The sequence below is a fragment of the Saccharopolyspora cebuensis genome, assembly GCF_039542665.1.
Classification (GTDB): domain Bacteria; phylum Actinomycetota; class Actinomycetes; order Mycobacteriales; family Pseudonocardiaceae; genus Saccharopolyspora; species Saccharopolyspora cebuensis.
In genome coordinates this window covers 433,268-455,054 of sequence record NZ_BAABII010000004.1, presented here as the reverse complement: position 1 = coordinate 455,054, position 21,787 = coordinate 433,268, and the positions used below count along the sequence as shown (strand labels likewise).

Sequence of the window (21,787 nt, the reverse complement as noted above, 5' to 3'; positions counted from 1 at the left end):
CGCCGCTGAGGTTCCGCCACCCGCACCGCCACGCACGCCATCCGGTACAGCAGTTCTTCCCGGATGAAGGTGCCCCTCACTTAGTTCGTCAGTTGAACGGCGGGAGGATGCCGTCCGGGCTGGTGGGACTGGTCGGGCTGCTCTCGTACTCCCCGACGTAGATCGTCACCGACTGGTTCTTGTTGATCTTCTGCCCGGCGGACGGGGTGCTCCGGACGACCTTGCCGTCGAGGTTCTCGTCGTTGGTGGTCTCGTCGGACTCGTTGAGCTGGCCGGTCCAGCCGAGGTCCTTGAGCGCCTGCTCCGCCTGCTGGGGCGACATGCCCTGCAACGACGGCACCTGGATCTGCTGCCCGTTGGACACCACCAGGGTGATCTCGGACCCCGGCCGCACCTCCGAGCCGCCCGACGGGCTCTGGTTGATCACCGTGTCGGCCGGTTCGGCGGAGTCGGTGACCTGCTTGTTCACCGTGAACCCGCGGCCCCGGAGGAACGCCTCGGCGGTCGCGTAGGTGTCCCCGCGCACGTCCGGCACGGCGGTCGTCTCGATCTCCTTGCCGACGACGACCTTGATCGCGGTGCCCTCCGAGACGGCGACGCCCCGGGGCTCCCAGCTCATGATCTTGCCGATCTCGGACTCGTTGTCGGTCTCCCGGTACTCGGTGTCACCGAGGCCGAGCCCGACCTCCGCGAGCCGCTGGGACGCCTGCTGGGTGGTGAGCCCGGCCAGGTCCGGCACCTGGATCTGCTCCGGGCCGACGCCCTTGCACAGCGTCAGGGTCCGGCCCTCCTGGACCGCCCGGGTGTTGGCGCGCGGGGTCTGCTCCACCACCTTGTCCACGCTCTCCATCTCGGAGGCGCACTCGGTGACCGTGGCGTTCCAGCCGTCCGCGCGGGCCTGCGCCAGCGCGACGTTGCTCTCCATGCCCACGTAGTTGCGGACCTGGACCGCGGCGGGTTCCTCCTCGCTGGTGAACACCGTGGCGGCCAGCCAGGCGACCAGGGCGAACACGATCACGCAGGCCGCGGTGACCCCGGCGTAGAGCCAGCGCTTGCGGCGGCCGCGGCGCTCCTCCTCGTCGATCTCCGGCGGCTCGCCGCCCTCGTCGGTGCGGTGCCTGCCGGAGGAGATCACCTCGGTCGCCGAGGCCGGCGCCAGCATCCCGGTGCGCTCGTCCTCCGACATGATCATCGGGGCCTTCGGGCGCTGCCCGGACAGCACCCGCACCAGGTCGGCGCGCATCTCGGCGGCCGACTGGTAGCGGTTGGCCGGGTTCTTGCTCAGCGCCTTGAGCACCACCGCGTCCAGCGAGGCGGGCACCGTCGGCACCACGTCGGAGGGCTTGCGCGGGTCCTCCCGGACGTGCTGGTAGGCGACCGCCACCGGCGAGTCGCCGGTGAACGGCGGTTCCCCGGTGAGCAGCTCGAACACCACGCAGCCCGAGGCGTAGACGTCGCTGCGCGCGTCCACCGACTCGCCCCGCGCCTGCTCCGGCGACAGGTACTGCGCGGTGCCGATCACCGCCGCGGTCTGGGTGACGGCGGCCTGCCCGTCGGCCAGCGCGCGGGCGATGCCGAAGTCCATCACCTTCACCGCGCCGGAGCGGGTGATCATGATGTTCGCCGGCTTGACGTCGCGGTGCACGATGCCGTGCCGGTGGCTGAAGTCCAGCGCCGCCGAGGCGTCGGCCATGACCTCCATCGCGCGGCGCGGCGACAGCGGGCCCTCGGTCTTGACGATGTCCCGCAGCGTCCGGCCGTCGACGTACTCCATCACGATGTAGGGCAGCGGACCCTGGTCGGATTCCGTCTCGCCGGTGTCGTAGACGGCGACGATCGCCGGGTGGTTCAGCGCGGCGGCGTTCTGCGCCTCGCGCCGGAACCGCAGCTGGAACGTGGGGTCGCGGGCGAGGTCGGCGCGCAGGATCTTGACCGCCACGTCCCGCCCGAGCCGGATGTCCCGGCCGCGGAAGACCTCCGACATACCGCCGTACCCGAGCGTGTCACCGATCTCGTAGCGGTTGGAGAGCAGTCGCGGTGAACTCATCGATGCGTCGTTCCGATCCTTGTCAACGATCGTCCCATCACAGGCGGTCCGTCGTGCCCGGGTGATGCGGCCAGCACGACGTTCGCGGTTCCCCCGACCTCGGTTGTGCTCGAAGTGGCCTCGTGCGCGTTCGCGGTCGCGTGCTGCGCAGTGTGGCGCAAACGCGAACCGATATCCAGGTCGGCCCCCGCGAGCGGATCGACCCGCTCGACGCCGAACGCGCTGGTCGGCGCGGGTCGCAGCGCACCGGCCCGGTTCTCCACCAGCATCCAGTAGGTGGCGTACCCCACGGCGATCAGGACGACCAGCGCGAACGCCGCCAGCACGATCCACACCGCGATCCTCCCACCGCGCGGCTGCGTCGAGCGCGGCGGGAGCGCCGGTGCGGGGGCCGGCGCCGGGGCCTGCGGCGGGATCAGCCCGGGCGGGTAGGTGTTGCCCATCGGCGGGAGCTGCGCCGGGAGCTGCTGCGGCCCGGTGACGCCCCTGCGCTGCGGCGGGATCGCGGCCAGCGACGCCGGGGTGGGCAGCGGACCGCCGCCCCGCACGCTGGCGACCGCGGCGGCGAACTCGCCCCCGTCGCCGTAGCGGCGCCGCGGGTCCTTGGCCATCGTCGCCTCGATCAGCGCGCGGGCCCCCGGCGGCACGTCCGGCGGCAGCGGCGGCGCGAGGTCCCGGATGTGCATCATCGCGACCGTGACCGCGTTGTCCGACAGGAACGGGCGGTGGCCCATCAGGCACTCGTAGCCCACCACCGCCAGCGAGTACACGTCGCTGGCCGGGGTCGCGTCGGCGCCCAGCGCCTGCTCCGGGGCGATGTAGTGCGCGGTGCCCATCACCATCCCGGAGCGGGTGACCGGTGCCGCGTCGGCCGCTTTCGCGATGCCGAAGTCGGTCAGCTTCACCTTCCCCTCCGGGGTGATCAGGATGTTGCCGGGCTTGACGTCGCGGTGCACCAGGCCGCGTTCGTGCGCGGCCTTGAGCGCGAGCCCGGCCTGTTCCAGCATGTCGAGCACGTGGTCGGTGTTGATCCGGCCCTCGCGCGCCAGGATCGCCGCCAGCGGCTCACCCTCGACCAGTTCCATCACCAGGTACGCCGTGTCCTGCGGACCGTCCGGGACGGCGGCGGTCTCGCCGTAGTCGTGCACCGCGGCGATCCCCGGGTGGTTCAGCGAGGCGGTGGTGCGGGCTTCGGTGCGGAAGCGGTGCAGGAACTCGGCGTCCCCGCACAGCTCCGGCTTGAGCACCTTGATGGCCACCGTCCGGTCCAGCCGGATGTCCACCGCCTGCCACACCTCGCCCATGCCGCCGACGGCGATCCGGCGTTCCAGCCGGTACCGCTCGGCGAGCAACTGGCCGGAGGTCAGCACCGATCAGCCACCTCCCTGGAGACCGGCCCGGATGACCTCCCGGCCGATCGGGGCGGCGATCGACCCGCCGGTCGCCTCGGCCCCCTCGTCACCGCCGTTCTCCACGATCACCGCGACGGCGATCTGCGGGTTCTCGGCGGGGGCGAACGCCACGTACCAGCCGTGCGGCTTGTCCTCCGGATCGCCGTGCTGGGCGGTCCCGGTCTTGGAGGCGATCTGCACCCCGGAGATCTTGCCGGAGCCCTTGGTGTTCTTCTCCGACTCCAGCATCATCTCGCGGATCGTGTGCGCGATCTCCGGGCTGACCGACTGGCGCAGCTCCTCGGGCTGGAAGCTGTCCAGCTCGCTCATGTCCGGCGCCCGGGTGCTCTTGACCAGCTGCGGCTTCATCATGGTGCCGTCGTTGGCGATGGCCGCGGTCATCATCGCGTTCATCATCGGCGTGGTGCGCACGTCGCGCTGCCCGATCGCGCTCTGGTACAGCGCGGCCTCGTCGGCCATCGGGCCCAGGCTGGAGTTCTCCACGCCCATCGGGATGTTGACCTCCTGGCCGAACCCGAAGTTCGCCGCGGTCTCGCGCAGCGCGTCCGCGCCGATGTCCCCGGCGATCTTGGCGAACGCGGTGTTGCAGGAGTGCGCCAGCGCCTCGGACAGGGTGTCGCCCGCGCACTGCGTGCCGCCGTAGTTCGGCAGCGGTGTGCTGCTGTTCGGCAAGGTGATCGAGGCGGCGTCCTCGACCTTGCTGTTCGGCGTGTAGCCGTGCTCCAGGGCGGCGGCCGTGGTGATCAGCTTGAACACCGAGCCGGGCGGGTAGATCGTGGAGACCGCGCGGTTGACCATCGGGTCGCCCTCGGCCTGGTTGAGCTCCTGCCACGCGGCGCTGGCGTCCTCGGTGCTGTGGGTGGCCAGCCGGTTCGGGTCGTAGGACGGCGCGTTGGCCATCGCCAGGATCTCCCCGGACGACGGGTTCAGCGCCACCACCGAGCCCTCGAAGCCGTTCTGGGTGAGCTGCTCGTAGGCGACCTGCTGCATCGCCGGGTTGATCGTCAGCTCGACGTTGGCGCCGCGCTGCGGCTCCCCGGTGATCAGGTCCGAGAAGTTGCGGAACGCCATGCTGTCGTCGGTGCCGTTGAGCACGTCGTTGCGGGCCCGCTCGATGCCGTTGGAGCCGTAGATCGACGAGTAGAACCCGGTGACCGGCGCGAACATCGGCCCGTTCGGGTACTGGCGCAGGTACTTGAGCTGGTCGTCGGTCTCCACCGAGTTCGCCAGCGACTGCCCGCCCGCGATGATCTGCCCGCGCTGGCGCTCGTACTCGGCGATCCGGGAGCGGCTGTTGCGCGGGTCGTCCTTGAGCGCGTCGGCCTGGATGACCTGGATGTAGGTCACGTTGCCCATGAGCAGCAGCACCATGGCCATCATGGCCAGCGCCACGCGGCGCAGCGGCTTGTTCATCGCGGACGCTCCACCAGTTCGGTATGTGCTTCGGCGATCGGCGCCTGCTTCGGCTTCGGCTTCGGCGTCTCCTGCGGTCGGCGAGCGGCGTCGGAGACCCGGAGCAGCAGGGCGACCAGGATGTAGTTGGCCAGCATCGACGAACCACCGGCGGCCAGGAACGGCGCCGTCAGACCGGTCATCGGGATCAGCCCGGTGCCGCCACCGGCCACCACGAACAGCTGCAGGGCGAGGGTGAACGACAACCCGCCGGCGAACAGCTTGCCGAACGAGTCGCGCACCGCCAGCGCGCTGCGCAGCCCGCGCATCATCAGCAGCACGTACAGCATGAACAGCGCCATCAGCCCGATCAGGCCGATCTCCTCACCCAGCGCCGGGATGATGAAGTCGCTGAACGCCAGCGGCGTGCGGTCCGGCATCCCGCTGCCCAGGCCGGAGCCGGTGATGCCCCCGCTGCCCAGCCCGAACAGCGCGTTGCGGAGCTGGTAGCCGGGGTCGTAGGAATCGGGGTCCTCGGGGATCGCCAGCGGGTCCAGCCAGGTGTTCACGCGCTCCTGCACGTGCGTGAACAGGTTGAACGCCAGCAGGCAGCCCGCCGCGAACAGCGACAGGCCGAGGAACACCCACACCGCGCGCTCGGTGGCGATGTAGATCATCACCAGCACGATGCCGAAGAACAGCAGCGAGGTGCCCAGGTCCTTCTCCAGCACCACGATGCCGATGGACAGCAACCAGGCCACCAGCAGCGGACCGAGGTCGCGGGGGCGCGGCCAGTCCACCCCGAGGAAGCGCCGGCCCGCGGTGGTGAACAGCTCGCGCTTGGACACCAGGAACGAGGCGAAGAACACCAGCATCAGGATCTTCGCGAACTCGCCGGGCTGGATCGAACCGAGCGGACCCAGCCGGATCCACAGCTTCGCCCCGTTGGACTCGGAGATGCTCGCCGGCAGCAAGCCGGGCAGGGCCAGCAGGGCGAGGCCGACCAGCCCGCAGGTGTAGCCGTAGCGGGCCAGCGTCCGGTGGTCCGTGATGAACGCCAGGACCAGGCCGAACAGCACCACGCCCACCGTGGTGAACAGGATCTGGCTGCCGGTGTAGGGCGCACCGGGGACCTCGGCGAGGTCCAGCCGGTGCAGCATCACCAGCCCGATCCCGTTGATCAGCGCCACCAGCGGCAGGATCAGCGGATCGGCGTAGGGCGCCCAGCGGCGGACCGCCAGGTGCGCCGCGCCGAACAGCACCAGGTACGCGGCGCCGTAGTAGAACAGCTCGCTGGTGACCGTGTTCTCCTGGCTGAGCTCCACCACGGTGAGCGCGAAGGTGACGATCACCGCGGCGAAGATCAGCATGACCAGTTCGGTACCGCGGCGGTTCTTGACCTGCGCGGCCGGGGCGTCACCGCCGCCGGCCGATTGGGGAGCGGCGGTCGGTTGCGACATCAGCTCACCGTCCGGCAGGTCACGCCCGGCGTCTGCTCCTCGGCCTCCAGCGGGGTGGCGCCGGGAGTGGTCGGCTCCCCGGGCGGCGGGCCCGGGGTCTGCTCGCCCTCCGGCGGACCGGGGGGCTGCTCGCCCTGCGTCGGTTCACCCGGCGGCGGCGGCGGGGGCTGCCCCGGCGTCTGCTGGCCGGGGACCTGCTGCTCCGGCGGCTCCGGCTCCTTGCACTCGGGCAGCAGCGCGGTCATCCGCAGGCGCAGCATCGCGTCCCGCGCGGCGTCGAGGCCGTTGACCTCGGTGATGCCGTTGCGGACGTCGGGCCGCTGGGCCTCCTGCAGGTCGTCGATGGTGATGGGGGTGCAGTCGGCGGCCGAGCCCTGCGGGCACGAGTCCTCGACCTGCCGGTTCAGCGACACCCCGACGAGGCTGCCCTGCAACCCCTGGAAGATCACCACTTCATCGGTGTCGTTGACCCCGATGAAGTACTGGTTGAGCACCCACCAACGCCCGACCAGCACGGCTCCTGCCAGCACGACGAGCACGCCACAGGTCACCAGCAGCGAACGCAGCCAGCGCCGGCGGCGCCGGGGCTGCTCCGGTGGTGAGGTGGGCTCGAAACGCTGCGACACCTGCCGCGGTGCCACCGCGGAGGCCCGGGCCGCAGACGAATCGGGTTGCGGGTGCTCATCGCCATTTCCCGCCGCGCCCCCGACGATCGGGGCGTCGTCGCCGAACTCGACGTCGACGACGTCGGCGACGATGACGGTGACGTTGTCCGGACCGCCACCGCGCAGCGCGAGTTCGATCAGCCGGTCCGCGCACTGCTGCGGATCGGCGATGCGCAGCGCGTCGGCGATCGTCTCCGTGCTGACCGGACCGGTGAGGCCGTCCGAGCACAGCAGGTACCGATCACCGGCGCGGGCTTCCCGGATCGCCAGGCTCGGTTCCACCTCGTGACCGGTCAACGCGTGCAGCAGCAGGGACCGCTGCGGGTGGTTGGCGGCTTCTTCCTCGGTGATCCGGCCTTCGTCGATCAGGGACTGCACGAAGGTGTCGTCGTGGGTGATCTGGGTCAACTCGCCGTCGCGGACCTGGTACGCGCGGGAATCGCCGATGTGCACCAGGCCGAGCCTGGTACCGGCGAACAGCACCGCCGTCAGGGTGGTGCCCATCCCTTCGAGGTCCGGGTCACCGGAGACCAGTTCGGCGATCGCCCCGTTGCCCGCCATGACGGCGTCGCGGAGCTGGCCGAGCAGGTCATCGCCCGGTTCGTCGTCGTCGAGCGGCGCGAGGGCCGCGATGACGACCTTGCTGGCTACCTCTCCGGCGGCATGGCCACCCATGCCGTCCGCGAGGGCGAGGAGTCGTGGGCCGGCGTAGACCGAGTCCTGGTTGTTGGAGCGCACCAGGCCGCGGTCGCTGCGGGCTGCGTAGTGGAGGACGAGGGTCATGAGCGCAGCTCGATCACCGTCTTGCCGATTCGGATCGGAACGCCGAGCGGAACCTTCGTCGGTCCCGTGACCTTCGCCCGATCGAGGTATGTGCCATTAGTGGAGCCTAGATCCTCCACGTACCAGTCGTTGCCGCGAAGCGACAATCTGGCGTGTCGGGTCGACGCGTAGTCGTCGTCGAGCACCAACGTGGAGTCGTCGGCTCGCCCGATCAGGATCGGACGGCCGTCCAGGGAAATGCGCGTGCCGGCCAGAGCTCCGTGCGTCACCACCATCTGTCGGGGCGACTTGCTCTTGTTCCCGGGCTTCTTGCTCGGGGACCGGCTCGCACCGGGCATCGGGACGCGCATCCCGGAGGCCGAGTACAGATCGGACCGGACCACGCGGAGCGCGGCCAGCACGAACAACCAGAGCAGGGCGAGGAACCCTGCTCTGGTCAGCTGCATCACCAGCTCTGGCACCTGTTGTGACCGTTCCTACTCGATCCGGACGCGTGGGAGCCGGGGTGCTCTCACGCCTGCTGGGCGCGGAAGACCAGTGACGAGTGCCCGACCCGGACCACGTCTCCGTCCGCCAGTTGCCAAGTCTGCACCGGAGTGCCGTTCACCGTGGTGCCGTTCGTCGAACCGAGGTCGGCCAGCATCGCGCTCTGCCCATCCCAGGTGATCTCGATGTGCTTGCGGGACACCCCGGTGTCGGGCAGCCGGAACTGGCCCTCCTGGCCGCGGCCGATGATGTTCGACCCGTGCTGCAGGGTGTACGAGCGGTTCGAGCCGTCGTCCAGGTGCAGCGTCGCGGTGACCTGGCGCGCCTCCGGGTAGCCGCCCGGCGCGCTCGGCGGGTACGCCCCGCCGGGCTGGCCGTAGCCCTGCTCCGGGAAGCCGCCGGACTGCGGGTAGCCGCCACCGGGCTGGCCGTAACCGGCCGGGGGCTGGCCGTAGCCGGGGTCGAACCCGGGCTGCGGCTGGCCGTAACCCTGGTCGTAGCCGGCGGGCGGCTGACCGTAACCCTGCCCGTAGCCCTGGTCGTAACCGGCCGGCGGCTGACCGTAACCCTGGTCGTACCCGGGCTGCGGCGGCTGGCCGTAACCGGCGGGCGGCTGGCCGTAGCCGGGGTCGAACCCGGGCTGCGGCTGGCCGTAACCCTGGTCGTAGCCGCCGGGCTGACCGTAACCCTGGTCGTAACCGCCGGGCTGACCGTACCCGGGCGGCTGGCCGTAGCCCTGGTCGTAGCCGGGCTGCGGCTGACCGTAGCCCTGGTCGTAGCCGGCCGGGGGCTGGCCGTAGCCCTGGTCGTAGGCCCCGGGCTGCTGTCCGTACTGGCCTTGGCCGTAGCCCTGGTCGTAGCCGTACTGACCCTGCTGGTTGTACGGATCTCCCTGGGGGTAGTGGCCTGGTGGCTGGCTCATGGGTCGGTCTCCTGCGGTACGCGGTTGTGCCGGCCGTCGAGTCACGTCGGGGTCGACGGTCGAGCTGATTCGAAACTGTCCCGTGTGCAGCGTCTCAGAGCGCTCCAGGGAGACTACGACGTCACCATATGTGTCCCACCCCTGCTCGGTGAGGTGCTCCTGAACGCAATCGGCGAGGAGATCGGTCACCCGGTCCTCGTCGTCGGCGAGCCGACCGTGATCGGACGGGCTCAGTTGCACAACGTAGTGGTTGCACGCGAGCAACCGGCCCCCGGCGAGCTCGCGGACCTGCAATTCGGCTTCCCGTTGCAGCGCCTGCGCGACTTCCTGGGGGACGACCTGTCCGCCGAACACCCGCGCGAAGCTGTTTCCCACGATGCCTTCGAGCCGGCGCTCGAAGCGCTGCACGAGGCCCACGGCAATCCCCTCCACGCGTACGACTCCTGCCACCATCGTATCCGGGTCAACGGGCCGGGACACCGCCCAGTTCCCAACTGGCGCGACCCCCCGCCGAAGCGGCTCGTCAGCGCGTGCTAATCTGCCTCAGCCAACAGGGCAGCGGACGCGAAAGCGACCCCGGTGCCAGGTCCGGAATCGAGCGGTGTAGAGTTCGGACCAAGCCACGGGCGAGTGGCGGAATGGCAGACGCGCACGGTTCAGGTCCGTGTGTCCGTAAGGACGTGAGGGTTCAACTCCCTCCTCGCCCACTCGGAAAGGCCCCCGGTTTCGACCGGGGGCCTTTTTCGCGCCCCGCTCCGATTCGCGCCCCGCTCCGATTCGCGCACGGTCCGATTCGCGCCCGATGCGTTCCCTTCGTGCGCCGAAGCCCGGTTTTCGCGCGATTCTTCGTTCGCCAGGAGCTGAGCGCCGCGGGCTGTGGTCTCCGGCACTCCCGCCACCTGTGGCCTTCTCCACAGCGCGGCGGCGCCAGCGCGCGGGCCGGTCCGCGAAGCGGTTCCGAGGTCTTGGCTCCCGGGTCCGGTTGTGCTGGGCTGAACGCCATTCGCGGACCACGGGAGGCGAGATGGCGGGCAACAGTCGGGATCCGGGCCGGTCGGTGACGGCCCGAGCGCTCAGCGTGCTCACCGCCTTCGACGTCGAGCACACCCGGCTGACCCTGACCGCCATCGCCCGCCGCGCGGCGATCCCGCTGGCCACCGCGCACCGCCTGGTCCGCGAACTGGAGATGTGGGGCGCGCTGACCCGCGACGGCGACGGCCGGTACGCGATCGGCCTGCGGTTGTGGGAGATCGGCCTGCTGGCCCCGGTCAACAGCAGCCTGCGCGAGGTCGCGCTGCCGTTCCTCCAGGACCTGTGCGCCAGCACCCACGACAACGTGCACCTGGCGGTCCGCGACGAGCTCGCGGCGGTCTACGTGGAGAAGCTGTCCACCCCCCGCGCGGTGCCGATCCTGTCCCGCACCGGCGGGCGGCTGCCGCTGCACGCCACCGGGGTCGGCAAGGTGCTGCTGGCGCACGCCCCCGCGTCGGTGGTGCAGGAGTGCTGCGAACGCGGGCTCGCCCGCCGGACGCCGTACACCATCACCGAGCCGGGGCGGCTGAACCAGGAGCTGCACGCGGTGCGGACCCGCGGCTTCGCCCGGGCCAACGAGGAGATGACGTTGGGCAACTGCTCGGTCGCGGTGCCGGTGCTCGACGCGACCGGCGAGGTGATCGCCGCGCTGGGGATCGTGGCGCACAGCGTCCGCGCCGACGTGGCCAAGCTGGTCAAGCCGCTGTTCCCGGCCGCCGAGGGCATCCGGCAGCGGCTGCTGGAGCACGAGCGCGCCGGGCACGACGCGGTCTCCCGCTAGGCGACCGCCCCCGCCGGTGATCCGCGTGGCGCGACCGCGGGCAGCGCCGCGGTCGCTCACCTGAATGGCGGCATCGCTGGGCTGAAGTCCCGTTGTCATTCGTCGACCAGTCACCGATCCAAGCGCGCCGCCGGTCGCAGCACCCCCCGCTGGACAGCGCGGTCCGTCGGGCGAGCTGTTCAAATCGGGGAGGCCCGCAGCGGCGGGCCTGCGGAAGTGCAAGCGAGGTGCTTCAAGGGAGGCGGAAAGTCGTGACCGGAACACCGGGACGTACCGCGATCGACGGCGAGGCACGGGTCGACCCGGCCGGGGATCGGTCACCGCTGGGCTTCTCCACCGCGATGGGCACGCTCCTCGAGGCCGCGGTGGATCCGCTGGGCTGGCCGGGCAGCGTGCTGCCCCCGGTCAAGCTCCTCGGCCGCCGCGTCGTGGCCGTCGCCGAGCTGGTGCCCGAGGCCCACGCCGAGCGGCTGTGCCTGGGCAGCGCCCCGGTGCTGGACCGCGCCGAGATCGCCACCTGGGTCTGGCCCGAGATGTCCGGCCGGGTGCCGCCGGCCGCCGCCCGGATCAGCGGCCTGCTGGCCCCGGCCCGGCACTGGCGCACCGCGCTCACCGCGGCGGTGCCCTTCGCCCGGTTCGCCGCGACCGCGATCGTGGTGCCCAAGAGCGTCGCGGTCGCACCGGACTTCGCCGAGACCTGCCTCATCCGGGCCCGGCAGTTCGGCATCGCGGTGCTCAGCGCGGACGCCGACGAGGTGCGGGTGGAACTGCCCGGCCGCGGCTTCGCCGAGCCGGGGGAGGACACCGCCATCTCGCGCTGGGTGAACGAGGTGGTGTACGGGCAGTTGGTAGAGACAGAAGTACCAACCCCGTCGCGGGGTTGAGTGTGCGGTCGCTTTGCGGGGCGGTGCCGGTGGCGGAACCTCAGCGGCCTTCTCGTCGGGAAGAGGTGCGGTGGTCGTGTTGGTGCGGTGCGGGTGGCGGAACCTCAGCGGCCTTCTCGCTCCGGGCGCCCTTCCTCATGTACCAACCACGTACACAGCGTCAGGGCGTCCTCGCGAGAAGACCGCTGAGAACCCGCGGCGGTGCAAGCTGCGAGGGTGAGGCAAGGCGGAAGCGGCTTTGCCGCTTGCCTGACGGTGGTTGGCTCGTGCTTTGGTGGCGGAGCTCCGGCTTCGCCGCTTGTCCGGCGGTTGCTTTGTGCTCGTGTGGTTGCTTTGCCGGTTGCTTGGTGTTGCGCCGGTTCTGGTTGCTTCGCCGCCGTGCGGGGGCTTCCCGGGACCGGTGTTCGCGGGACTCCCCCGTCCCGACCGCGCTGCCGCCCGCAGCGCCCGCGGTGTCCCCGCCCCCGAGGGGCGCCGCTGAGGAGGCCGCCCGTCGGCGTGGTGGTCTCCGCGTCCCCGGCCGCCCCGAAGGCCGGTCCGACGCGTGCGGTGCCCACCGGGATCGGGCGCGAGATGCCGGTGGGCACCGTGGAGTTGTCCACAGGTCCGCGGGAGTTGTCCACAGGTCGGTGCCGCGCCGGAACCGCGCGCCGTCAGTACCGTGAGGACCATGCGCATCGTGATTGCCGGAGCCCACGGGAAGATCGCCCGCCAACTCGGACGCGAGCTCGTCGGACGCGGTGACTCGGTCCTCGGGCTGGTCCGCAACCAGGACCACGCCGACGAGCTGGGGGCCGACGGCATCGAGCCCGCGATCGTCGATCTGGAGGCCGCCGAGTCGGGCGAGCTGGTCGGTCTGATCACCGGCGCGGACGCCGCCGTGTTCGCCGCCGGGGCCGGTCCGGGCAGCGGCGCGCCCCGCAAGGACACCGTCGACCGGGGCGGCTCGGTGCTGCTCGCCGAGGCCGCGGAACGGGCCGGTGTCCGGCGGTTCGTGCAGATCAGCGCGATGGGGACCACCCGGCCGAACCCGCCGGACGTGGGTGAGGTCTTCGGCGCCTACCTCGACGCCAAGCGCGCGGCGGAGGCCGACCTGCGGCAGCGCGACCTCGACTGGACGATCCTGCGCCCGGGGCGGCTCACCGACGACGCCGCCACCGGCCGGGTGCGGTTGGAGGTCTCGGTCGAGCGCGGCGAGGTGACCCGCGCCGACGTCGCCTCGGTGGTGGTCGCGCTGCTCGACCAGCCGCGCACCTCGCACCGGGCGCTGGAGGTCGTCGGCGGTGACGTGCCGATCGACGAGGCGGTCCGGGCGACCCTGAGCTGAGCCCGGTTCGCCCGTTCGGTGCTCCACCGGTCCGGCGAGTTATCCACAGGGCCGGGGACCGAGGACGCGGTCGAGGTAGGGGTTGCGGAACGTGCCGCCGGGGTCGACCTCGGCGCGGACCCGGCCGAAGTCGTCGAACCTCGGGTACCGCTCGCGCAGCGCCGCGGCGTCCAGCCGGTGCAGCTTGCCCCAGTGCGGTCGGCCGCCCGCGGCGTCGGCGATGTCGGCGAGCACCGAGAACCAGTGCCGGTAGGGCATCCCGGCGAACTGGTGCACCGCGACGTAGGCGCTGCGGCGCCGGTGCGCGGTGGACAGCCAGGCGTCGTCGGCGTCGGCGACCCGCACCTCGACCGGGAACATCACCGGGTGCTCCAGCCCGCGCACCGCCGCGCGCAGCTCGCGCAGCACGTCGACCAGCGACTCGCGGGGCACCGCGTACTCGGATTCGACGAAGCGCACGCTGCGCGGGGTGGTGAACACCCGGTGCGAGCGGTCGCTGTAGGAGCGGGCCGACCAGGTGGCGCCGCACAACCGGTTCAGCGGCCGGACCAGTCCGGGCAGCGCCCGGCCGATCCGGCACACCGCGCCGAACAGCCGGTTCTCCAGCAGCTCGTACTCGACGTGGTGCCGCCACGGCGGCAGCGGTGCGGGCTCGGCGTCCGCGGGCAGCCGGTTGTTCCGCTTGACCAGGGCGAGCGGGCTGTGCGGGAACCAGTAGAACTCGGCGTGGTCGTTGCCGTCGACGAGCTCGTCGAACCCCTCCAGCACGGCGTCGAGCGGTACCGGGCGCTCGTCGGCGGCCAGCGCGAACGCGGGGACGCAGCGCAGGGTGACCTCGGTGACCACGCCGAGCGCGCCGAGCCCGACCCGCGCCGCGGCGAACAGCTCCGGGTGCGCGGTCGGCGAGCAGCGCCGCGTCGTGCCGTCGGCGAGCAGCAGTTCCAGCTCGGCGACCTGGGCGGCGAGCCCGCCGAGCCGGGCGCCGGTGCCGTGGGTGCCGGTGGCCAGCGCGCCCGCCACGGTCTGCCGGTCGATGTCGCCGAGGTTGGGCAGGGCGAGCCCGAGCGCGTCGAGTTCGGCGTTGAGCCGGTGCAGCGGGGTGCCCGCCCGCGCGGTGACCAGGCCGCTGTCCCGGTCGGCGCGCACGATCCCGGACCACGCCGACAGGTCCAGGGCCAGCGCGCCCTCGGGTGCGCCGATTCCGGTGAACGAGTGGCCGCTGCCCAGCGGTCGGACGGTGCGCCCGTCGCGGACGGCGGCGCGCAGCGCCTCGGCGGCGGCGTCGACGTCGAGCGGCCGGAGCCGCCCGGACGGTTCGGCGGCGGAGGTGCCCGCCCAGTTCGACCAAGACCTCACCACGACGCCCCCATCACCACCAGCCCCGCCCCGACCCGCGCTCCGGGAACCGGGTGCGGGGCACCTTCATCCGGGTATGTCGGATGAAGGTGCCCCGCACTCATCCACCGTCCGGGTGAAGCGGCCTCCGCAGACCACCTCGAAGCCCCCGTCCTCACCCGTTCGAGGGGCAGGTGAGGGGCGCGGGCACGTCGTTGGTACATCAGGAGCGGCTCCCGCAGCGAGAAGGCCGCTGAGGTTCCGCCACCGGCACCGCCACGCAGGCCATCCTGGAAGCGGTCCTTGCCGGGGCAAGGGGGCCCCTCACCTGCTTCCTGAGCGAGGTCGGGGGTGGGTGGTCCGGGTGGGCGCCTCGCTTCTGGTGGGGGTTGCGGCATGGGCGGGACACCTCCGGGCGGGCGCGGCGGGTGCTGATTGGGGGAAGTTATGTGAAACGGATTCGCATAACAAGGGTTCTCGGCTTACCGTTGGTGCTGTGCGCACGCTCGATGCGGTGACCGCCGAGCTCGACCCGCCCTTCGCGGTGGTCGGGCTCGATGCCCTGGACCACAACGCCGACGACCTGGTCCGGCGGGCGGCCGGGGTGCCGATCCGGATCGCCACCAAGTCGGTCCGCTGCCGCGAGCTGCTGCGCCGGGTGCTCGACCGGCCCGGTTTCGCCGGGCTGATGTGCTATTCGCTGGCCGAAGCGCTGTGGCTGCACCGGTGCGGGACCTCGGACGACCTGCTGGTCGCCTACCCGACGGCCGACCGGGCCGCGCTGCGCGCACTGGCCGCCGACCCCGCCGCCGCGGCGGCGATCACCCTGGTGGTCGACTCCGCGGAGCACCTCGACGTGATCGACGCGGCGCTCGGCGCTCAGCACCCCGAGATCCGGCTCTGCCTGGAGGTCGACGCGTCCTGGCGGCCGCTGCCCGGCGTCCACGTGGGCACCCGCCGCTCGCCGGTGCACACCGCCGCCCAGGCCCGCCGGGCGGCCGAGGAACTGGTGCGGCGCCGCGGTTTCCGGCTTGTCGGGCTGATGGCCTACGAGGGCCAGATCGCCGGGCTCGGCGACGCGCCGACCGGCGCGCCGGTGCGCGGTGCGGTGCTGCGCTGGATCCAGCGGCGCTCGGCGGCCGAGCTCGCCGACCGCCGGGCCGAGGTGGTGCGCGCGGTGGGCGCGCTGGCCCCGCTGGAGTTCGTCAACGGCGGCGGGACCGGGAGCCTGGAGCGCACCCGGGCCGACGGCGCGATCACCGAGGTCGCCGCCGGGTCCGGGCTGATCGGCCCGACGCTGTTCGACCGCTACCGCGCGTTCCACCCCGAACCGGCGCTGCTGTACGCGCTGCCCGTGGTGCACCGGCCGACCCGCCGGGTCGCCACCGCCTTCAGCGGCGGCTACATCGCCTCCGGCCCGGCGGGCGCGGACAAGGTGCCCGCGCCGCACCTGCCCGCCGGGCTCCGGCTGCTCGGCACCGAAGGCGCGGGCGAGGTGCAGACGCCGGTGACCGGTCCGGCCGCCCGGCGGCTCCGCCTCGGCGACCGGGTGTGGTTCCGGCCGGCCAAGGCGGGGGAGCTCGCCGAGCGGTTCACCCACTACCACCTGATCGGCGCGGACGGGCCGGTCGCCGCCACGCCGACCTACCGGGGCGAGGGCAGGTGCTTCGGCTGATCGGCGGGCATCCGGGTGGACAGGTAGCCGCGCACCAGCTCCTTCGCCTCGGCGACCAGCGCGTCGTCACCCGCCGGATCGCGCCGGAACGCCATGTGCAGGATGGCGTCGGCGGCCTCCACCGCCACCGCCAGCGGGAGCGCCAGGTCGGTCAGCTCGATGCCGAACCGCGCCGAGATGAGCGTGGTGAGCTGCTCGGCGATGACCGCGTTGTTGTCCTTGCCCGGGTCGAGCAGCCGCAGGTCCACCACGTCGCCGAAGTGCAGCCTGCTGAACGCCGGGACCTCGCGGTGCATGGTGAGGTAGACGTCGAAGACCGCGCCCACCGCGTCCCACCAGTGCTCCAGCTCCAGCTCCTCGAAGCGGGCCGAGATGGTGCGCACGAAGCGGTCCAGGTTGCGCAGCGTCAGTTCCTGCACGACCGCCCGCTTGTCCGGGAAGAACTGGTACAGCGAACCGACCGCCACGCCGGCCCGCTCGGCGATCAGGGTCGTCGTCAACCCGTCGTAGCCGACCTCGTCGATGAGTTGGGCGCAGGCGACCAGCATCTTCTCGACGCGTTGCGCGCTGCGTTGCTGGACGGGCTTGCGGCGCAAGGGGGTTGCTTCGGCTGGCAAGGCGACTCCTCGATCACGCGACCCGGCCCGCGCCGCCGATCGCCCACCGCCGGCGGCGGCGGGGCTGCCGAGCGGGTGCTCGACGGTCGGGACGACGACGGTCCGGTGAGGATTGTCCTCGAATCCGGTGCTCTGGACAGTTTCCCGGTCGAAATGCCCGCACGCGTCCCGGACTCGCCGAAAGTTGATCATACGAACAGGTGATTCCGGGTCAGACATCTTGACCGTTCCTTCCAGCGGCGGAGCCCCCGGGGCCGGGCGGATCGGCGGACGGGAGCGCCGCGTTACGGCTGCGGCATATGCATTCAGTCATGTTGTCAGCGCGCAAGGTCACTATCTAGCGTGAGTCCGTCGTCGTGCTCCGCGGCAGGAAGGTCAACGTGGGTTACTGCGCAGACGCCTCTCGTTTCCGGTGCGTTCATCGTGCTGTGCTGGCTCGATGGACACCAGCAGGGGGGATCAGCGGGCGGCGCGCCACGTCGGCTGCCCGCACGGCAGGACCCGCACCAGCAGACCGCCGAGCGGCGGGCCGCACGGCCCCGTGACCGCCCGACTCGCCGAACTCCACCCGGTCCACCGGGACACCGAGCCGCCGCCGGCGCCCGACCCGTGGTCGCCGCTGGACCCGGCCGAGGCCGACGCGCTGCTCGCGGCCGGCCGCTACGGCCTCCGGCTGGACCGCGACCGGTGCGGTCGGCTGCTGCTCACCGGGCCCGGCACCGGGCGCGGCCTGCCGCTGGGGCGGGACCCGCGCTGGACCGACCTCTACCGGGCGCTGATCCGGTTGCGCCGCACCCGGCAGCGCTACGACCCGGAGTGGCTGCGGCGGCTGACCGGTTCGCTCCCCGGGGCGGCCCGGCCGATCGCGCCCGCGCCGCCCGCCCCGCCCGGCGAGGTGATCACCGCCGGGCCGGAGGACCACCTGGTCCGCGACTGCGTCGCCGCGCTGACCGGGACCGCGCCGCGACCGGCGACCCGCGCGGGCCGGTCGTTGCAGCTCGACGTGGCCGGTGACCGGACCGAGGTGCTGCACCGCATCCGGGGCTGGCGGCGGCTGGCGGCGGCGGTGGAGTCCGACCCGGTGCTGCGGATGCACTGCGCGACGCAGCCGACCCCGGCCGCGGTGGTCGACGCGGGCAGCGGAACGGCCGCGCTGGCCCGCGTCCCCGACCCCGCACCCGCGCATCCCGCGCATCCCGGCGGCACCGTGGTCGCCCCGCTCGCCGCGCTGCTCGGCGGGCCGGGGGAGCCGCCGAAGCTGCTGCGCACGGTCGTCGGCAACCGCTTCGAGCGGCACGAGGACGGCCTGGACCACTTCCTGGAGCACTTCGTCCGGCCGCTGCTGCGCACCTTCCGGCTCGCCCTGGACGGCCACCGGCTCGGGCTGTTCTCGCTGGACGCCGCCGGGGTCGGCTTCGAGCTGTCCCCGGAGCTGGAGGCCACCGGCCGGGTGGTGGTCACCGACTGCGCGCGGGTGTCGGAGCGGCCCACCGAGGCCGAGGTCGCCGCCGGGGTGCAGGCGCTGGTCGGCACCCTGGACCGGCTCAGCGAGGGGTTCGGCCGGACCGGACCCGGCTACCGGTCGGTGCGCCGGGCGGTGGACCGGGTGATCGGCGAGGAGCTGCGCTACCTCGCCCCGCGCACCGCGGAACTGCTCGGCGGCCGGCATCCGCTGCGGTGCTTCGTGCACTCGGTGCCGGAGGAGCAGCACGCGGTGCTCACCGACGTGCTCGGCCGGGTGCAGGAGCGGACCCGGCGGCGGCGGTGGGATCCCGGGCTGCCGCAGCCCGCCGTGGTCATCGACGTCGACCTGTGCGCGCTGCTGCCGTTGCAGCGCATCCTCGACGCGGTGCGCTCGGTGTCCGGCCCGCGCCCCGGTGCGCCGGAGGGCATCCCGGAGTTCTCCGGACCCGGCGCGCTGCCGGTGCTGCCCACCCACGCGGTGTCCACCTGGCGGCACTTCGTGGACCGCTGCGGGCTGCGCGGCCGGTACCCGGAGGTGGACTGGCACCAAGTGCGCTCCGAGTTCCTGCGCGCCTTCCTGTCCCGGCCGCAGGATCGGTTGCGCGGCGACGGCGTCAACGCCGGGTTGGCCCGGTTCGTGTGGGACGTGCAGGACGCGGGCGGCCGGGTGGTGTTCTGCACCGGCAGGCGGGAGCGCTACCGGGAGCACACCGAGGACGTGCTGCGCGCCGCCGGGGTGCCCGCCGCGACGCTGCTGTTCCTGCCCGACGACCGCACCCGCCCGCGCTGCGAGCTCACCGTCGAGCGGTTGCGCGACCTCGGACCGGTCGACGTGGTGGCGGTGTTCGACGACCTGGTGGCCAACCGGCTCGCGGTGGCCAAGGAGTTCACCGGCGCGCTGCCGGTGGCCGTCGCCGCGCCCGGACTGGCCACCGAGCACCCGCCGGAGGAACCCGCGGTGGACACCGACGCGGTGATCGCGACCTTCGAGACCAGCCCCCGGCCGCGGTCGGGACCGCGCCTGTCGCACACGCACTCCCTGGAGGAGTTGCAGGTCGGCGCGCTGCGGCAGAACCGGCTCGCGCGGCGCTGGGCGGTGCACCTGAGCGAGTCGGAGTCGCTGTCCATCGTCGGGTCGATCCTGGCCGACGGGGACCGCGCCGCGGCCCGGGTCGCCCGCGGCGCCGCCGCCAAGTTCGGCCTGGACCGGTGCCGCGCGCTGCCCGACCGCCGGGACCGGGTGGTCCGGGCGCTGCACCACGTGCTCACCCGCAAGCAGTTCATCAAGGGCGCCCGGGCGCACTACCCCGTCGAGGACCTGCGCCGGGACGTCGAGCCGTTCCTCCGGCAGGACCGGCCGATCGACGTGGTGCTGCTGGGCTTCCCGGTCAAGCAGTGCCTGAACCGGCTCAAGGCCGCCGGGCCGCTGCCCGACCTGGCCGAGCTCGGCGGCCTGGCCCGGCTGCGCGAGCTGCAGCGGGCGGTCAGCGCGATCCACCCGCCGGGGCTGCACTTCAACATCCTCAGCGACGGGCGGCACTTCCGGAGCCGCCCGCCCGCCATCACCGAGGCGTACCGGCGCAAGCTGCGCGAGTACGTCGAGCTGGTGGGCATCGCCGACTGCACCACGGTGGAGGAGATCGACGAGGTCGCCGGGCAGCGGCTCGGGCCGGACCTGCACGCGGTGCGCGCGGCGCGGATCAGCCGCTACCGGGCGCTGCTCGCGGATTCGCTGCGGGACTTCGACATCACCGACGAGCCGTTGCGCACCCTGGAGCGGGTGCACGAGCGCACCGCGGGCATCACCGGCCTGCGCCCGCACATCGTCGGGCTGTTCCGCGAGATGCTGATGTCGCTGATCTACTCGGTGCCGGTGGGCGAGCCGCCCGGCGGTGACCGGCTGGCCTGGTCGGCGGCGGTCTACGCCGACATCTACAACACCACCGATCGCGGGGTGCCCGCCGCGGTGCGCGCCGAGCGGTCGGCGGTGCTGCGCCGGGCGTGGCGCACCGCGATCCGCTACCTGGCGACGTTGCAGGTCGACGAGGACCTCGGCTACGAGCGGATGTTCGGGCACCGGGTCCGGCTCACCGTCACCGCGTCGCGCCCGGGATGCCTCGGCTTCACCTACCTCGGCGGGTCCGGGCTGCTGCCGTGGCAGGGCACCGGGGTGGTCGACGGCCGGGGCCAGGTGGCGGTGGACTTCGCCATCTCGACGCTGGACCAGGGGTTCGTGCCGGTGTACTCGCCGCTGCTCGGACCCCGCCAGCCCTGGCTCATGGTCCCGGCCGACCGCACCGAACTCCCCGAGCCGGGCCACCAACCGGTACCGGCCCAGCGGGGCGCGGAACCCCCACCGGCGGTGTCCGGGGGCGTGCGCCTGGACCCGGACTTCGCCGCCAGGATCCGCCTCCGCCGCCGCTGAGACGCGTTGACCCGGATGTGAACTGAGTGAGGGGCACCCTTGCCCGAGTATCTGGGACAAGGGTGCCCCTCACCTGCTGGCGGAACCCGCGGCGGCGCGGGCGCGGGGCAGGGGTGGATGAAGCGGAAGGCACTGGTGGCCCGTGTCGGGGGGACGAGCCACCAGTGCCTTCCCACCTCCGGGCCGTCCGGGGAAACGGCAGCCGGAGAGGTGGAGTCCGCGGACCAGCACCGGTCGGGGGGAGGGGAGTGCGTCAGCACCGGCCCGCGGAAATCTGGACCCCTGTGGAGTTTTTCAGCGGCGGTCGGCGAACGCGGTGCCGAGGTCGGGGGCGCACGGCTGGTGCGTCGCCGACCGCCGCCAGGCGGGCCCGGGAACCGGTCGGGGAGGGGGTGGTGCTTTCCGGTCCCGGGTCCGCCGGTCTACGGCACCTGCGCCGCCGGTCGCGCGTCGGGCGCGGGTCGCAGGTGCCGGGCGGGACGGGGGGCCAGGCCACCGCTCACCAGGTGCTCGTAGGCCGAGCGCCACACCGAGCACGGTGCTTTCTGGGGGCGCCAGCGGCTCGAGCACTCCGGGCAGTTGCCCTTGTCGTCGGCGTCGTGAGCGGCCAGCAGCGTCCGCCACCCCTCCGTGAGCCGGGGGAGTTCGGAGCGCGCCACGGAGAGCAGGGAAGGGGCGTCCGCGCGGTCGGCCAGTTCGGACAGCAAGTCCAGCCGCTCCCACACCGCGCGCCGCAGCACCTGACCCAGTATCTCGTCCACCGAAGCGTCACCGTCACTTTCTCGCCTGAGAAGCGGCATCCCGCAGCGCCGTGCTCACCCGGACCGTTCCGGTGCGGGTCAGCGCCGAGGAATTGCCGGGCGGTCCGACGAGGACCACCCTGTCCCGGTTGACCAGCACGGTCAGGAAGCGGCGGGAACCCGTCACGTCGCGGCAGTCGACGCGCCACCAGCGGCGGCGGTCGGCGGGCGCCGGAGCGGACTCGGCCGGACGGCCCATCCCCTCCTGCTCCTGCCGCGACGTGGTGTCCACCGGTTCCGCCTTTCCCCGTCCGTGCTCGGTTGCTTGCTGATGACTAGA

Annotated in this window: 16 protein-coding genes and 1 tRNA gene; 6 read left to right on the top strand and 11 right to left on the bottom strand. The window is 72.7% G+C overall.

Annotated elements, in window-relative coordinates; all coding sequences use genetic code 11:
* Window positions 1–88 precede the first annotated feature (88 nt).
* From pknB to ABD976_RS08790, 7 genes are read right to left on the bottom strand one after another with little or no spacing between them, the layout of a single operon-like run.
* Window positions 89–2,047 carry a Stk1 family PASTA domain-containing Ser/Thr kinase gene (pknB, locus tag ABD976_RS08820; RefSeq protein ID WP_345360065.1) on the bottom strand — a complete coding sequence of 653 codons (1,959 nt, stop codon included), beginning with the start codon at window positions 2,045–2,047 and terminating at the stop codon, window positions 89–91.
* Window positions 2,044–3,417 (bottom strand): protein kinase domain-containing protein, encoded by a 1,374-nt coding sequence (locus ABD976_RS08815; RefSeq protein WP_345360062.1) that lies wholly within the window; start codon window positions 3,415–3,417, stop codon window positions 2,044–2,046. Before ABD976_RS08815 ends, pknB begins: the two co-directional genes overlap by 4 nt.
* Before the next feature lie 3 nt (window positions 3,418–3,420).
* Window positions 3,421–4,872, bottom strand: coding sequence for a peptidoglycan D,D-transpeptidase FtsI family protein (locus ABD976_RS08810; RefSeq protein ID WP_345360059.1), 1,452 nt, complete (start codon window positions 4,870–4,872; stop codon window positions 3,421–3,423).
* The gene (locus ABD976_RS08805) at window positions 4,869–6,311 is read right to left on the bottom strand and encodes an FtsW/RodA/SpoVE family cell cycle protein (protein WP_345360056.1); all 1,443 of its coding nucleotides are present in this window, start codon (window positions 6,309–6,311) and stop codon (window positions 4,869–4,871) included. Before ABD976_RS08805 ends, ABD976_RS08810 begins: the two co-directional genes overlap by 4 nt.
* On the bottom strand, window positions 6,311–7,759 hold the full coding sequence (locus tag ABD976_RS08800; RefSeq protein ID WP_345360053.1) for a PP2C family protein-serine/threonine phosphatase: 1,449 nt from the start codon (window positions 7,757–7,759) through the stop codon (window positions 6,311–6,313). The genes ABD976_RS08805 and ABD976_RS08800 overlap by 1 nt, the downstream gene beginning before the upstream one ends.
* Window positions 7,756–8,220 carry an FHA domain-containing protein FhaB/FipA gene (locus ABD976_RS08795; protein WP_345360050.1) on the bottom strand — a complete coding sequence of 155 codons (465 nt, stop codon included), beginning with the start codon at window positions 8,218–8,220 and terminating at the stop codon, window positions 7,756–7,758. The genes ABD976_RS08800 and ABD976_RS08795 overlap by 4 nt, the downstream gene beginning before the upstream one ends.
* A 50-nt stretch (window positions 8,221–8,270) precedes the next feature.
* On the bottom strand, window positions 8,271–9,584 hold the full coding sequence (locus tag ABD976_RS08790) for an FhaA domain-containing protein (RefSeq protein WP_345360613.1): 1,314 nt from the start codon (window positions 9,582–9,584) through the stop codon (window positions 8,271–8,273).
* 207 nt (window positions 9,585–9,791) lie between these two features.
* On the opposite strand from ABD976_RS08790, the gene ABD976_RS08785 reads away from it, so the two are divergent.
* The 4 genes from ABD976_RS08785 (at window position 9,792) to ABD976_RS08770 (ending at window position 13,191) form a co-directional block, all read left to right on the top strand.
* Window positions 9,792–9,874: transfer RNA gene (locus ABD976_RS08785), tRNA-Leu, on the top strand.
* 317 nt (window positions 9,875–10,191) lie between these two features.
* Window positions 10,192–10,980 (top strand): IclR family transcriptional regulator, encoded by a 789-nt coding sequence (locus ABD976_RS08780; protein ID WP_345360048.1) that lies wholly within the window; start codon window positions 10,192–10,194, stop codon window positions 10,978–10,980.
* A 251-nt stretch (window positions 10,981–11,231) separates the two neighbouring features.
* A complete protein-coding gene (locus ABD976_RS08775) occupies window positions 11,232–11,864 on the top strand; it encodes a hypothetical protein (protein ID WP_345360046.1) in 633 nt (210 codons plus the stop codon).
* Window positions 11,865–12,534: 670 nt separating this feature from the next.
* Complete coding sequence (locus ABD976_RS08770; protein ID WP_345360044.1) at window positions 12,535–13,191, top strand: SDR family oxidoreductase; 657 nt, start codon at window positions 12,535–12,537, stop codon at window positions 13,189–13,191.
* A 39-nt stretch (window positions 13,192–13,230) separates the two neighbouring features.
* Here the strand turns inward: ABD976_RS08770 and ABD976_RS08765 are convergent, their stop codons facing one another.
* A complete protein-coding gene (locus tag ABD976_RS08765) occupies window positions 13,231–14,547 on the bottom strand; it encodes a D-arabinono-1,4-lactone oxidase (protein ID WP_345360041.1) in 1,317 nt (438 codons plus the stop codon).
* Window positions 14,548–15,022: 475 nt separating this feature from the next.
* On the opposite strand from ABD976_RS08765, the gene ABD976_RS08760 reads away from it, so the two are divergent.
* Window positions 15,023–16,201 carry an amino acid deaminase/aldolase gene (locus tag ABD976_RS08760; protein WP_345360038.1) on the top strand — a complete coding sequence of 393 codons (1,179 nt, stop codon included), beginning with the start codon at window positions 15,023–15,025 and terminating at the stop codon, window positions 16,199–16,201.
* Here ABD976_RS08760 and ABD976_RS08755 read toward each other — a convergent pair.
* Window positions 16,171–16,749, bottom strand: a complete 579-nt coding sequence (locus ABD976_RS08755) for a TetR/AcrR family transcriptional regulator (protein WP_345360610.1) — start codon at window positions 16,747–16,749, stop codon at window positions 16,171–16,173. The two genes, ABD976_RS08760 and ABD976_RS08755, sit on opposite strands and share 31 nt — an antisense overlap.
* A 508-nt stretch (window positions 16,750–17,257) precedes the next feature.
* On the opposite strand from ABD976_RS08755, the gene ABD976_RS08750 reads away from it, so the two are divergent.
* On the top strand, window positions 17,258–20,707 hold the full coding sequence (locus ABD976_RS08750) for an L-tyrosine/L-tryptophan isonitrile synthase family protein (RefSeq protein WP_345360035.1): 3,450 nt from the start codon (window positions 17,258–17,260) through the stop codon (window positions 20,705–20,707).
* Window positions 20,708–21,129: 422 nt separating this feature from the next.
* On the opposite strand, the gene ABD976_RS08745 is transcribed toward ABD976_RS08750, so the two are convergent.
* Together ABD976_RS08745 and ABD976_RS08740 are read right to left on the bottom strand one after the other, a co-directional pair.
* Window positions 21,130–21,468 (bottom strand): hypothetical protein, encoded by a 339-nt coding sequence (locus ABD976_RS08745; RefSeq protein ID WP_345360032.1) that lies wholly within the window; start codon window positions 21,466–21,468, stop codon window positions 21,130–21,132.
* A 13-nt stretch (window positions 21,469–21,481) separates the two neighbouring features.
* A complete protein-coding gene (locus ABD976_RS08740; protein WP_345360029.1) occupies window positions 21,482–21,739 on the bottom strand; it encodes a hypothetical protein in 258 nt (85 codons plus the stop codon).
* Window positions 21,740–21,787 lie beyond the last annotated feature (48 nt).